The 13775-nt window shown below is 33.9% G+C and carries 13 protein-coding genes; 8 read left to right on the top strand and 5 right to left on the bottom strand.

Going from position 1 to position 13775, the window contains the following annotated elements; genetic code table 11:
- Positions 1 to 195: 195 nt before the first annotated feature.
- From CHB80_RS18810 to CHB80_RS18795, 4 genes are read right to left on the bottom strand one after another with little or no spacing between them, the layout of a single operon-like run.
- On the bottom strand, positions 196 to 486 hold the full coding sequence (locus CHB80_RS18810) for a hypothetical protein (RefSeq protein ID WP_143337185.1): 291 nt from the start codon (positions 484 to 486) through the stop codon (positions 196 to 198).
- 9 nt (positions 487 to 495) lie between these two features.
- Positions 496 to 771 carry a hypothetical protein gene (locus CHB80_RS18805; protein WP_089373060.1) on the bottom strand — a complete coding sequence of 92 codons (276 nt, stop codon included), beginning with the start codon at positions 769 to 771 and terminating at the stop codon, positions 496 to 498.
- An 11-nt stretch (positions 772 to 782) separates the two neighbouring features.
- Positions 783 to 1064 carry a hypothetical protein gene (locus CHB80_RS18800; RefSeq protein WP_143337184.1) on the bottom strand — a complete coding sequence of 94 codons (282 nt, stop codon included), beginning with the start codon at positions 1062 to 1064 and terminating at the stop codon, positions 783 to 785.
- A gap of 1 nt (position 1065) precedes the next feature.
- Positions 1066 to 1335: a hypothetical protein gene (locus CHB80_RS18795; protein WP_089373058.1), complete on the bottom strand. Its 270-nt coding sequence runs from the start codon at positions 1333 to 1335 to the stop codon at positions 1066 to 1068.
- A gap of 149 nt (positions 1336 to 1484) precedes the next feature.
- On the opposite strand from CHB80_RS18795, the gene CHB80_RS18790 reads away from it, so the two are divergent.
- Entirely contained in the window at positions 1485 to 2219 is a 735-nt protein-coding gene (locus CHB80_RS18790; protein ID WP_089373057.1) for a hypothetical protein, read from the top strand.
- 6 nt (positions 2220 to 2225) lie between these two features.
- Here the strand turns inward: CHB80_RS18790 and CHB80_RS18785 are convergent, their stop codons facing one another.
- The gene (locus CHB80_RS18785) at positions 2226 to 3848 is read right to left on the bottom strand and encodes an ABC transporter substrate-binding protein (RefSeq protein WP_089373056.1); all 1623 of its coding nucleotides are present in this window, start codon (positions 3846 to 3848) and stop codon (positions 2226 to 2228) included.
- A 185-nt stretch (positions 3849 to 4033) separates the two neighbouring features.
- Here CHB80_RS18785 and CHB80_RS18780 point away from each other — a divergent pair, with 185 nt between their 5' ends.
- The 7 genes from CHB80_RS18780 to CHB80_RS18750 all read left to right on the top strand — a co-directional run bounded on the left by CHB80_RS18780 (position 4034) and on the right by CHB80_RS18750 (position 13754).
- Entirely contained in the window at positions 4034 to 4834 is an 801-nt protein-coding gene (locus CHB80_RS18780) for a hypothetical protein (RefSeq protein ID WP_089373055.1), read from the top strand.
- Positions 4835 to 4964: 130 nt separating this feature from the next.
- Positions 4965 to 6587 (top strand): hypothetical protein, encoded by a 1623-nt coding sequence (locus CHB80_RS18775; protein WP_089373054.1) that lies wholly within the window; start codon positions 4965 to 4967, stop codon positions 6585 to 6587.
- 2 nt (positions 6588 to 6589) lie between these two features.
- Positions 6590 to 8470, top strand: a complete 1881-nt coding sequence (locus CHB80_RS18770; protein ID WP_089373053.1) for a S8 family peptidase — start codon at positions 6590 to 6592, stop codon at positions 8468 to 8470.
- A gap of 9 nt (positions 8471 to 8479) precedes the next feature.
- Positions 8480 to 9121, top strand: coding sequence for a hypothetical protein (locus CHB80_RS18765; RefSeq protein ID WP_089373052.1), 642 nt, complete (start codon positions 8480 to 8482; stop codon positions 9119 to 9121).
- A 60-nt stretch (positions 9122 to 9181) separates the two neighbouring features.
- Complete coding sequence (locus CHB80_RS18760; RefSeq protein ID WP_089373051.1) at positions 9182 to 9769, top strand: RNA polymerase sigma factor; 588 nt, start codon at positions 9182 to 9184, stop codon at positions 9767 to 9769.
- Positions 9766 to 10503 carry a tetratricopeptide repeat protein gene (locus tag CHB80_RS18755; protein ID WP_089373050.1) on the top strand — a complete coding sequence of 246 codons (738 nt, stop codon included), beginning with the start codon at positions 9766 to 9768 and terminating at the stop codon, positions 10501 to 10503. Before CHB80_RS18760 ends, CHB80_RS18755 begins: the two co-directional genes overlap by 4 nt.
- Positions 10500 to 13754: a CHAT domain-containing protein gene (locus CHB80_RS18750; RefSeq protein ID WP_089373049.1), complete on the top strand. Its 3255-nt coding sequence runs from the start codon at positions 10500 to 10502 to the stop codon at positions 13752 to 13754. The genes CHB80_RS18755 and CHB80_RS18750 overlap by 4 nt, the downstream gene beginning before the upstream one ends.
- The last annotated feature ends 21 nt before the right edge of the window (positions 13755 to 13775 follow it).

Below are 13775 nucleotides of genomic sequence, written 5' to 3'. Positions count from 1 at the left end.
TTCCTCGTTCTGTCGAAATGAAATGACAAGTTGTAGTCATCTCGAGTGTAAGGAGAGATCGTACAAGAAGCTAAGAGAAGTGTTAGGTTTACTGTTATGTGATTTCTCGTCGCTCATACTTCACTCTGTCGAAATGACGAATAACATTACCTCATTGATAGGAGAGATCACACTACTATCTAAAATTAATAGTTATTACCTAAAACCTTTATACCACCAATTCAAGTCTATACTTGTGACTATAAAATATAGAATCACTATGGAGACTATCGTAATGAGAATAAACTTTTTCTGTTCTTGTTTCTTCTCTTTTTGAATACGGTCTCTAATTTCTTGTAACTGTTCAGGTGTTGCTTTTTTCGTAAAACGATTTGTTTCGTCTTTTGAAGATGCATAAGAGAATTTTTGCTTCTTGCGTTTTGGTAGTAATGCGCTATTAGCTTTCATTGCTTTGTGGGCTGTTCCTGATCCATGTGGCATACTCATTGTTTTAGATTATATATAGTTTTGATCTTTTAAGAACCATAGCGTAGTCGCTAGTATGATGAAAATGATACCGCCTATTAGGAGTAGTGTCTTATTTCTTTTTCTATGTTGAGCTTCCATTTCAGTCTTGATCTTATGTAGAAGTTCAGGACCTGCGGATGTATGATCAAAATTCTCTTTTTGTTTATTTTTTATAGAAGTAGTATCAATTTTAAAATAGGAGTCATTTACCTTTTTTCTTCTATTACTTCTTATTACGGTAATCATAGATTCTCCTAATGGCATAAACTCTTTCTTTAGTAGTTAGTAATGATATAGTACATACTATATAGCAGCATTAAAAAAATGATACTTGTGATGATGCCTATTTTTTGTTTTCTCCTTTTTTGTTGCTTTATAATGTTGTTTTTGATCTGTTTTAATAATTCGGGATTCGCTTTTTTAGGGTCTACATAACGTTGTTTTTCACTTGCTAGTGAAATACTCCTTTTTGATTCAGGACGTTGCGCTCTATTATTTTTTATAAGCGTTCTTCCTAAAGCGGCAAAGCCAATACTACTCATGTCCAGTCTTCTCATATCACAAACTCATCATGTATAGAATACCTCCAACAATACAGGTAAGTGCAATAATCGTTATTAGTATTGTTTTTCTACGTCTTACTTTTTCTTCTTTACGTATTCTGGTACGTATCTCCATAAGTTGCTCAAAAGTAGGTTGTTTTGGATCTACCCATTTTTCATCTGTAGAAGACACTAAAGAAAACTTGCCTTTATTGCGTTTGTTTTTAAGTGCTCTATTCGCTTTAAGACTTGCCATTGCGGCTAGCATACTTCCTTCTCCTCCCATAATCGTTCTGTATTGATTATACTAATGGGTAGTAGAAAATGATAAAATGTTACAAAACTGTATTGTGAATAAACTATTACTAATTAAGAGATTAAGTTGCTTATTGTGATAAAAATATTCCTTAATTTGATGAAAATTAGTTTATTATTATGGATTTAAAAGAATTTGGAAATTCAATAAATAAAATTTTGAATGAAAGACTGTCAAGTCCCTTTTATGGTTCTTTAATTGTTTCTTGGTTGATTATAAATTGGAAGATTATTTATTTGACATTATTTGTAGATTCTAAAGAAATAGTTGGGAATAAAATAGATTTTATTATTGATAATTATTCTGATCAATGGTATCTAATCTGGTTTCCTTTAATCTCAACAATTTTATTAATTTGTGTTGTTCCTTTTATAACATATGGAGCTTATTGGTTGAGTTTGTTTTTTAATGACCTTAGACAAAAAAGAAAAATTGAAGTAGAAAAAAGCCAAGTGCTCACTGTTGAGCAATCTTTGCAAATAAGAGCTGAAATACAAAATCAAAAAATTACTTTTAATGGTTTGTTAGATGAAAAGAATGATGAGATTAGCCTATTAAAAAAAGAGATAGAAATTTTGAACTCTAAAAAGAGTAATGGTAATAAAGACTTTGTTGACGTTTATAACGAAGCAAAAACTGACTTTTCTTTTCTAGATCAAATAGATAATAAACAGATAGATAATGCTATTTACGCATTACAAAATGGGAGAGCTATGATAAATTTGGATGTGAATACAGAAACTACTGCAATTCTTGAAGCTTATGATATTATTAAACCTTCTGGTAAAACTGGTATATATTCTTTTGGTGAAAAAGGGAAAGAATTTTTAAAATATTATTACAAGAATAAGTAGTAGGAATTATATCTTAGATTTCTTCACTCTCTTTAAGACCAAAAAGTTTTGAGGATTAGGGGTCAAGCCGCTTATATTTTTTCGCGTAAAGCGCACTACTTGATCGTAATACAAAGGAATAATTGGCGCCTTTGCAATAATAATACTATCCATTCTAATATAATCCAATTTACGAGTGTCTACATCTACCATAGAAAGGCTGTGTTCGTATATAGAGTCGTAGTCTGCACTCTTAAAATGGGTGTAATTAGGGCCGTTTGGAGTGAAGTTTTTACTATAAAATAAACTCAAGTAATTCTCGGCATCTGGATAATCGGCAATCCAGCTTGCGCGAAAAGCATCCAAGTCGCCACTACTTTTCATTTGACGTAGGGTAGAAGGAGGCATCACATTAATCTCTACACGCAGCCCTGCTTTTTGGAGTTCGCGTTGTATGTACTCACAGATATCAAGATACTGGCTATTAGTACCTATAGAAATCATGGGATCCATATTGCCACTTTCTTTTTTGTATTGTTTTATAAGCTTTCGCGAAAGCTTAGGATTGTAGGCGTACCCTTGTATATAATCAAATCCAGGAAGCCCCATAGGGATAAATCCATGTTCGGCGGGTTCTCCAATACCATTACGTAAATAAGTGATCATTTTTTGACGATCAAAACCATAGTTGACAGCCTTTCGGAGTAATTCAGATTGTACTTCGTCAGTACTGCTATCTAAGTAAAAACCTATGTATTCTGTATTCAACTGCGGACTCACACTTAAGTCAACATCATTTTGGTATTTTTCGCGTAAGCGGCCAGATGCCGTTAATAATTCGTCTTTATAAGAAGGATCTAATGAGTTTAGAAAATCAATGTTTCCTTGTGCAAATTGTAAAAATTCACTTTGCTTATCTGGTAAAAAAGTGATGGCTACTGCTTCTAAATAAGGAAGTCTCGTTCCTTTTTCATCAAACTCATAGTATAGGTTGTTTTTACGCAAGACTAATTTGACACCTTCTTCCCATCGTTTAAATTTAAAAGGACCTGTTCCAATAGGGTTTGAACGGAAATCATTTCCATAAAAATCAACCACCTCTTTAGGAACTACAGAGCAATATCTCATACTAAGCAATCCTAAGAATGCTGGGAATGGCTGTTTGAGTTGTATTGTAAATGTACTGTCGTTTAATGCTTTGTAACTGTCTACTTTATTCATAACCCAACCTCCAGGAGAGGCAACAGCGGGATCAGTTAACCTACCAAAACTATACACAAAGTCAGATGCGTTTACAAAACGAGTGCTGTCTTTTGTTTTGAATTGAGCATGCTTATGAAACAGAACATCGTCTCGCAAGGTGAATGTATATTGTAATGCATCATCAGAAACTTGCCAAGTTTTTGCAATATCTGGTTGAATATTGAGATTGTCATCTAGTTGTACAAGACCATTAAATAGTTGATTGGTGGGCCAAATAATTTGAGGATTACGAGCAAATGCAGGATCTAATGTAGAGATTTGGTATTGCTCATTATATCTAAAAACAAGATGGTCTTTATTCTCTGAAATATCAGATGAACATGAAAAAACAAGCAACACTAGTTGTATTGAAACAACTATTAGAAAGTAATTTTTGAATGTTGACATGCTTTGTTTGGGATGCATATTAGTAATATAGTGCTAAGCTATAATAGTTCTATAACAAAAGTCGTATTTCTTTTTAAAAATTTCATTCATTCAGAAATAGATTTTTAATTTTTTTAAAAAGTGGTGATGACATATTAAAATGGTTTCGATGTAAGGATATAATCACAAATTAACATTCTTATATTATGAAACAAATAAAAATCTTTTTTGCACTTCTATGTATTGCATTTTACGGTTGTAGTACTGATGATGATACGATGGCAGAACAACAAGCGGCTAGCATTGCAAATCGTGTTTCTACTACTTGTACTAATCCAACTCCCAATCCAAATGTAGTAGGCTATACAGGCTTGTACTGGGATATGGCAAATGGAAATAGTGCTGCATATGCGCAATTACCAGGGGTGCCTGTTGTTCAAAACCCTGGAGGACAATTTATTCATAGTCAGCAACCACTTTTAGGATTTACATTACCACAAGGTTTCTCTGCTTTTGAGTCAGCTGGACAGAATGTTGTTGGAGCAGATGTTATTAGAAATGATAACCAAGTAGTATATCGATGGGTGCCTTTGGCGACTGTCTTTCAACCGCTAGTTCCTACTCAAACTATTATTGAGCAAGAAATAAATAGCATGTTATCCTTTTTTGGATTTCAAGGACAACCAGAAGTTCTATGTACAAGAACAGCACAACAAAATAACATTTTACCTCAGGAATTTAATGGAAGGCTCTTGCGTTTCAATGGAATGATTGCCCAAGTATGGGTGATAGGTACTTATGTAGATGGGTTAGGTTCAAGTTCTTTTGCTATTAGTGTTTCTGTGGCGCCAGAGGAAGAATATGAAACGCAAGTTCAAGAAACCTTCTTACCCTTTATTTTTCAATTGTTTGTAAGACCAGATGGACAGTTTATAGATAAAGATGGCGATGGGTTTGATAATCTGGTAGATCCTAATGATTGTGATCCAAATATCGTCCCAGGATAATACTTTTCAAAGTGGCCAATGTGCTGTAAAAAATCAATTGATTTGGGAAAGAACAAATTTGTCAATCTAAGGTGATGACATTTTGAATACTTCTCGATGTATTTATATAACCAACAAAAATATATTCATTATGAAAAAACATATCATATCCATTGTTTTAATAGCCTTGGGAGTATTTCTTCTTGCTTCAAGTTTTATTGGCGGATTCAAAGAAAAAGGGGAAGTAAGTTTAGATATTGAAAAAACGGAAACCATTATGCCAGCTGCTCATAATGTATATAATAATGAGGAAGCTCTGAATGGTAAATATTATCTTTTCAAAGCAAGATTAACTAATAATACCAACAAGATATTAGAAGATGTCACTGTTAAATATCGTATCCCAGGTTTTATTGAGTGGACAGAACTAGAAGTGATAGGAGAAATGTTTAGTGGGCAAATAGCGGCTATAAGAGCATATCCAAAATTTAAAGATGATATCACAGAAAAAATGACAGAATCTGTCGAGAAGGTAGATATAGAAATTACTTGGGATGGAGCAGAAGAAGATGATATCATTGAAGAGAGTTTTAGTTTTCGTATTTCAGATCGGAATGAATTTAAATTTACCAATGTACCTGCTTCAGAAATTTTAGGGTGGTCTGATGTTCATAATAATACGGCATTACTAGCTTGCTTTGTGACTCCTAATGACCCTATTGTAAAATATTACACACAAAATATTCAGGAGAAAATGCTTAAAGGTGAATCCGCAGGTGTCACTAAGGACCCTAAAGAAGCGATGCGATTTTTAATGGGAATTTATGAAGCTACCAGACAATCTCATATGGTTTATAGTGGTACAAAGATGATTCCTGAGAGTCTGACAGATATTTCTAAATTTTCTCAAAGTAATAGATTGCCAAGAGAAGTAATCACAGGAAATACAGGACTTTGTCTTGAGTTGAGTACACTGTATGCTAGTATACTTTCTAGTGCAGGAATAGATCCTATCATATTTTTAGTACCAGGACATGCGTATCCAGGTTTTAAAATGAATGGACAATATTATGCAATTGAAGCTACAGGAATAGGAGGAGAAGGATTAGGGGGAATTCAAACGGTAGATAAAGCTGTTGAAACTGGCATGAAGTCATTACAAGACTTTTTTACAAAACAGCAACAAGGAGATCCTAGATATACAATGGTAGACATTCATGTAGCTAACCAAAATGGAGCGACTGCCATGGTATTAAAAGATGATGATTTTCTGCGTAAAAAAGTTGACGAAATGGTTGCGGTATGGGGAGAAGGAAAAAGCAATAAAAAACAAATAGTGTATGTGCAACCTACCTCAAGCACTACGAGAGACGTAACGCCAAGACCAGCGGTTAATAGATCACTTTCTGTAGCGATACCTTCTTCATGGCAAACGATACGAAGACCATATCCAGACATTCCTGTACTTACAGCAAATGCAATTGCTCCAGACCAAGCTACTTCTATTTCTGTATTTGATGTACCTACTGCTAATGCTAATGAGGCAATGGATCTTATTAGAAGCTATTTATATAGTTATGGGCAAGAAGTGTCTTACCAATTAAATGGAAATCAAGTTGTCGGACAAACGTATAGTAGTTACGGTACACTTAATTGGGTAGGAAAAGTACTCAATAAAGGAAATAACATACGTATTGTAACAGTAGGCGCTCCTGATTACCTCTACAATCAAAAGTCAGGAGTTATTAATCAACTTTTTAATAGCATACGATAATCATGAAAACAAATCATATAAAATATATACTGCTTTTAGGACTGTTATTAAGTGGCTTGACTAGTTATAGTCAAGGCGTATTTCCGCGTCAAGAAACCCATCTTGATGAGGTGGAAACTACCTATGGATTAACAGGGGAAGATGTTTTAGTAGTGATGATAGATCGGGGGATTGATTATAGACACCCTGATTTTATAGATGAAAATGGAAATACTCGATTGGCATACATCTATGATATGATTGACCCAACTGGAGCGGGGGATAATGAGTTTGGTGTAGGCACTATCTTTACAGAAGATCAAATCAATACATCTTTACAAGAAGGGGGAACGCCTTTATCAACAGATAGAGGTGGGCACGGAACTGCTACTACAGGAATATTATGTGGAAATGGAAGTGGAACAACTTCAGGAGAGTTTAAAGGCGTAGCTCCTAATGCAAAAATCATAAGTATTAAATTGGTGAATGATTTTTTTCCAGCTTTTGGAGATCAACCTGGACAGGATTCGTTTTTTGATCCAACTTATATTCCTATTGCGTTAGAATTTGCAGCACAAAAAATAGAAGAACTTGGATTACCTTCTGTAACCTTAATGAATATTGGCTCTATAGGAGGACCCACAGATGGGACAAGCACATTAAGTAGAGCTATTGATGATTTTGTAGCATTAGGGCATCCATTTGTAAATGGTACAGGAGACGATGGAGGAGATGCAAATCATGCCTTTAATACCATTACTCAAGGTAATACCCATGAGATTGAAGTCCAAAAAGCGACAGCAGGGAACCTGCGATTTGATTTATGGTATGATGAGGCAGATAGATTTACAGTAAGTATCATGCGACCTAATGGTGTTGTAGAAGGACCTTTTGAAGCACCTACTGGTCCTAATGATGTAGCAGATCAAAATTTAGGAGATATCTTCTTAGGTCATCGTGGGGCTAATGTTGAATTTTTTGGAGCTACGTCTCCAAGAAGAGAATTACTTATCGATATAAGTGGAGCAACAGGGGTTTATACAATTATTTTAGAAGGAACGACTATCAATGGTTCTGGTGAGTTCCGAGCAACTTTAAATCCTGCTGCTTTTTTTAATGATAACCGCTTTCTAACGGATGTAGTATCTGGATATAGTATTAATGATTTGGCAAGTGCTGAAGGTGCAATTACACCTAGTGATTATGTGGTTCATAATTCTTGGACAGATATAGATGGGGTTTTTAGAGATATTACTGGACAAGGGGAAGATGGAGAACTTTGGTTAGGTTCTAGTGAGGGCCCTACACATGATGGTCGTTTAGGTATAGATTTTACTGCGCCTGGAGAGATTTGTTTTGGAGCATATATGCCCAACACTTTCTATAGTAATTTCCGATTTAATATCGCCGAGAATAGTAATGAGCTTTATGGCGTGCAAAATGCTGTAAGTGCTGCAAATCCACTCTCTACAGGAATTATTGCATTAATGTTAGAAGTGAATCCTGATCTCACACCTATTCAAATTAAAAGTATCCTTCAAGACTCTTGTCGTCAAGATGAACAAACAGGGGATGTGCCTAATGCTAGTTGGGGATACGGAAAACTGGATGCATTGTTAGCTATTGAACATACGTTTGAAACACTCACATTGGAAGAAGTAAATGGCAATGTGCTTAAAGTATATCCTAATCCTACTTCTGATGTTGTAACGTTAGAGTTAGCAAATCTCTCAGAAGAAGTAACCATTATACAACGATCCTTATTAGGACAAGAACTAAAGCGATCTACCTTTTCAAATATGACGACTATGCAAGTAGCCTTAGAAGGGCGTTCGGGTATGTATTTGATGGAAATTCAATTAGATGCTAAAACATCCAAAACAATTAAAGTTATTAAAAAATAAAGTAGTACAATGAAAGATTCAAAAAGACAAAGTAAGTATTGGGTAATGTTGGTATTAGTGTTTTGTGTTTGTATACTCAACGCACAGCAAATGCAACAAAAAATAGAAATGCGTATTGATTCTATAGGGAATGCTAGATTAGATATTACCATGAAAATGAATGCGCAACAATGGCAACAATGGATAGGATCATTAGGAAATAATCCTGCTGCTTTAAAACGTGAAATAGAACGAGAAATGCCTGGATATTTTCTTGATAATTTTAAACTTGAAAAAGATGATATGAATCGGTCTTTTAATTTAAAATTAGATGCATACGGTGTATGTAAAATTGATAAAAGAGGCAATTGGATCATTGAGCTTGAAGAGAAAGACACACAATTAACAGAGTTGGATTCTCATAAATATATGTTGGTAAATAGTCCTCCTGAGTATGGAGGACAAATGCAACAAACATTTATGATCACATTGCCAGAAACGGCAAATAATATAAAAACAGCTAAAGATGCTTATGGTAAGGATATTTTTAAATTTACGATGGAAGATCCATCAGAGGCAGGTTTTTCGGGGTTATTACCTTGGATAGGGTTGCTTTTAATAGGAGGCGGAGTAAGTTGGTTTTTTGTTGGAAAAAAAACACAAAAAGCCTAATAGTTATGTAGTATCTCTCTATTTGTGATTTCTGGTCTTTAATAGTATCTTTATCTGGTAATGCTCTCCAGTACCCAACCAAAAGACGACTATCAGCAAGATATTATTCAAGCGATAAAAGAGAATGATGCAAAAGTGTTTGAAAGGTTGTATGTCGAAAACTTTCCGAAAATTGCTTCATATATCAGAAAGAATAATGGGAATACTACAAAAGCCAAAGATATTTTTCAGGAAGCAATGATTGCATTGTGGAAAGCTGTAAAAACTGAAAAATTTACTGCAACAAATCCCACCGCGATACAGGGTTATCTTTATACGATTGCTAAGAATAAATGGACAGATTATTTACGATCTTCTACATATAAGAAAGAAAGTAGTACAAGTATAGTGATGACAAATGTGTCTGATGACGATGTATCTATAGATGATGAAGAAATTTATGAGTCTCAATTAAAAAAAGCCAAAGATGCTTTTGCGCAATTAGGTGATGATTGTAGAAAACTATTATCTCGTTTTTATTTTAAAAGACAATCATTACAAGATATCGCAATAGATGTAGGATTGGATGCAGCCTCAGTAAGAAATAAAAAATATCGCTGTATGCAACGTTTACGTGCTTTGGCAATACCCCAAAAATCTGAATTATGAATATGTCGCAGGAGTTATATGAACGTATTGAAAGATACTTGCTTGGTCAACTAGAAGGTGTTGAAAAAGATCAGTTTGAAAGTGAACTAGCAATATCGGAAGCATTACGAAATGCTGTAGAAGAACAAAAAATAGTCATACAAGCTATTGAAGAAGCATCTCTTAGAGAGACGATGCAAGAAATTCATTCTCGAGCTTTTGATGAAGGAAATGGAAAAGAAAAAGTGTATTCGTTATGGCAAAAACCTATCCTGAAGTATGGGATAGCGGCATCGTTAGGGATTTTGTTTTTAGTGGGCGGGTATACGCTTTCGCGAAAGCGTACAAATAATCAAGACCTATATGCTTCTTATTTTAGACCAGATCCAGGATTACCTACCACAATGAGCACAACACAGGATTTTGGTTTTTATGAAGCAATGGTGACGTATAAGCAAGGTAATTATAAACAAGCATTAGAAAAGTGGGAGGGTTTACTTAAGACAAAACCTAATAATGATACGCTTAATTATTTTATTGGTGTAGCGCATCTTGCTAATGAAGAAGATGCAGAGGCAATTACATTTTTACAATGGGCTACAGCACATGAAAAGAGTGTGTTTTTATCTGATGCTTTTTATTATTTGGGATTAGCCTATCTAAAACAAGACAATACAAAAAAAGCAATATATTTTCTAGAAAAGAGTGAGCATAAGTCTAGTGAAAAACTCATCAATGAGTTAAAAGAAAAATGATAACTTCTAAGCAACATATTAGATTGCCTATGCATTATATATGTGTCTGGTGTCTTATTTTATTAGGTCATGCATCCATTGCGCAGCAAGATACCCTTACTGGAACAGCACTGGTAGATCATCTTCTTTTAAAGGAAGAGGTTGCTAAAGCTAGGAAGGTTGTATTTACATATATAGCACAGTATGAAAATACCCCTGATTCTTTATCAAATATGCCGTATTACATAGGGAAATTAGCTAGGTTAGAAGGGACATTAGAAAAGTCTTTAAGACAGATGGAAGATTTTGTTACTCAAATGGAAACAAATGGAGCTACAAACAAGAGCTTATATCTTGCTAAAATAAATATGTCCCAGTTTTATGATGAAGTAGGAGAAGTAGGTAAATCACTTAAAGTTACAGAAGAAGCGTTACAGCATATTTTAAAAGCAGAGAATGTTACTAAAAGTGACATAGGAAAAGTAAAATACAATCTAGGAGTAAGTTATATTTCGTTAGATAACCTTCCCAAGGCAAAACTTTTTTTTAAAAAAGCATTACTCGATTATGAATCGTATCCACAAATTGACAATAAGAAACTGTCAGATGGTTATAATGCAATGGGAGCCGTAATGTGGATGTCTTCAAAACTAGACAGTGCTGCTTATTATTATGATAAAGCATCTGTGATTATAAAGGATGCCTCTGGAGACGCTATAGAAAACTTATATTATGCAACGGTTATACAATCAAATGTCTCTCTTTTGGAGCATTCTCAAGGTCATCTTAGCAAAGCTTTAGAAGTGCAAAATGAGGTTATTCATAATTATGAAAAAGTAATAGCTGAAATTCAGAGTCCAGATGTAAAGATAAAAGCACAACGTTTTCAGGCACGGGCCATTTCAAATCTATCTACCTTTTATAATGAGATGGGTAATTTGACAAGAGCAAATGAGCTTATTAGATATTCCTATGCAAAGAAAAAAGTATTTCTTGAACCTACTGATGATGACGTTATTTCTACACTTGTCCAGATAGGGCAATCAGAGATATCACTGAAGTCGTTTGAAGATGCAAAATCTCATATTCAAGATGCACTCGTGTTACTCAAAGGTAAAGTGGAAAGGCTCCCTTATTGGGAAGCTACAGCATATCATGGAATGGCAGAAATATATGTAGGACAACATAAAAAGGATAGTGCTTTGTATTTTTTTGATAAAGCAGCTCCTTTATATGAGGAATCATTAGGAGCTAATATAGATGCCTCATATTTATCTTATTTAGAAAATAAGTCTCAATTTGAAGCGGCTTTAAAGCGTCATGAAACTGCAGAAAAAACAGCCATAAAGGCTTATGATTATGTGCTTAGAAATACGGGAGAAGAAAGTATGATACTTTCAAAACAAATGCTGAATCTTTCAGAAGTATATCTAAAATCTGATCAATATAAGAAGGCTAGCTTATGGAGTTATAAAGCTGACAGCCTTTTACAGAAGAAAAAAACACTTGCGAGTACTAACGCAGATTCTATTAAAATAGATTTTAATCGTCCTTTACTTATTCTTTTAAATACAAAATCACGTTATCAACAATTAGAGAATGTCTCAGAACAACCTCTTTTAGCATTTGTGGAAGAATTAGAAATGGCAGTTACTATTTTAGAACGAAGAAAAACAATCACCTTCACTCCAGCCGATATAGATCAGCTCTTGTCTGAGTACAAGCAAATAAATATGTTTCTTAAGCAATTGTTTTTTGATTTGTATACTATTACGGGTCACGATAAATACCTTTCTTCTTTGATGTCTATTCACGAGTCAGGGGTTTATAATCGTATTAGAGCTAAGCTTAATTATAGAAATATAGTTACTTTTTCCAATATTCCTATCACTGTATTAGAGAGAGAAAAGAAATTAAAAAAATCACTTTCTAGTACGTTATCTATTACAGAAACAGATAACGTAATGTCGTTTTTTGAGGCAGAAAAAAAATGGAATACTTTTAAAGATTCTCTTAAAGAAAAGTATCCTAAGTATTATAAAATGCGATATGCGACAATTCAAGCACCTATAGAAGAGGTAGTTAAAAATATATCAGCATCTGTAAGTGTGGTTAGATATGTATTTATACAGGAACAATTATATGCTTTTGTTATTCATAATGGAATACAAGACTTGATTCCTATAGATTTTAAAGGTTTGGATTTGGCTATAGCTAACGTAACTTCCAATCAGTTTGATGAGCGTAAGATACTTGAAGATTTACATCTTTTATATAGTAAACTTTGGAAACCTATCGAAGATAAAGGAATTCATAATGAAGTTGTTATCATACCAGATGGATTGTTATTTAATCTTAGTTTTGAAATGTTGACTACAAGTCAGGTAGATACTTATGAAGAACTAGCAAATGCCAGTCTTTTAAGAAACCATACTATTAGTTATAACTATAGTTTGCATACACTTTCTACTACCGATAGTAAGATTCTTACAAATAGTTTTATTGCTTTTACTCCAGAATTTAGTAAAGATATGAAAGAGTCTTATCGAGTAGCTATTAAAGATTCATTAGATATGGATAAGGCGTATCTAACACTTTTGCCACAACCTTTTAGTGTTGATATTGCAAAGAATTATAATCAAGTATTTAAAGGTGACCATTATCTAAATAAAAAAGCTACTAAACAATTATTTGTTGAAAGTGCAGGAGAGCATAAAATTATTCATATTGGAACACATGCAGAATCTAATAACGTAACTCCTGAGTTATCTCGTTTGATTTTTGCTAAGCCTATAGATGAAGATATATCAGATGAAAATGATAATTCATTATATATGTATGAAATCTATAACTGTAATTTAAGTTCAAATCTTGCTATTCTTACGGCATGTGAAACGGGCAAACCTACATATCAAGCTGGGGAAGGAATGATTTCTCTTGCGCATGCATTTAACTATGCAGGTAGTGAAAGTATTTTGACGAGCCTATGGAAAATAGACGAACAGTCTAGTGCTATTATTGTTGGGTATTTTTATGACAACCTTGCAGAAGGGATGTCAAAAGATGAGGCTTTACGACAAGCTAAATTAACATACCTTGAAACCTCTCAAGGACGCACATTACACCCTAGTTATTGGGCTGGATTAGCCCTTATAGGTAATACAAGTCCGCTAGATCTTACGACTTCTTCTTTGAGTGGATTATGGTGGTTATGTGGTATTTTAATCATTATAGCGGTGCTCTTTTTATTAAAATCATATACTAAAAAATAAGTTTTGTAGGGATCATTTATA

Source organism: Dokdonia pacifica (genome assembly GCF_900188275.1).
In the GTDB taxonomy this organism is placed as follows: Bacteria; Bacteroidota; Bacteroidia; order Flavobacteriales; family Flavobacteriaceae; genus Dokdonia; species Dokdonia pacifica.
The sequence above is the reverse complement of the archived record's forward strand: the minus strand, read 5'-3'. Positions and strand labels throughout refer to the sequence as shown.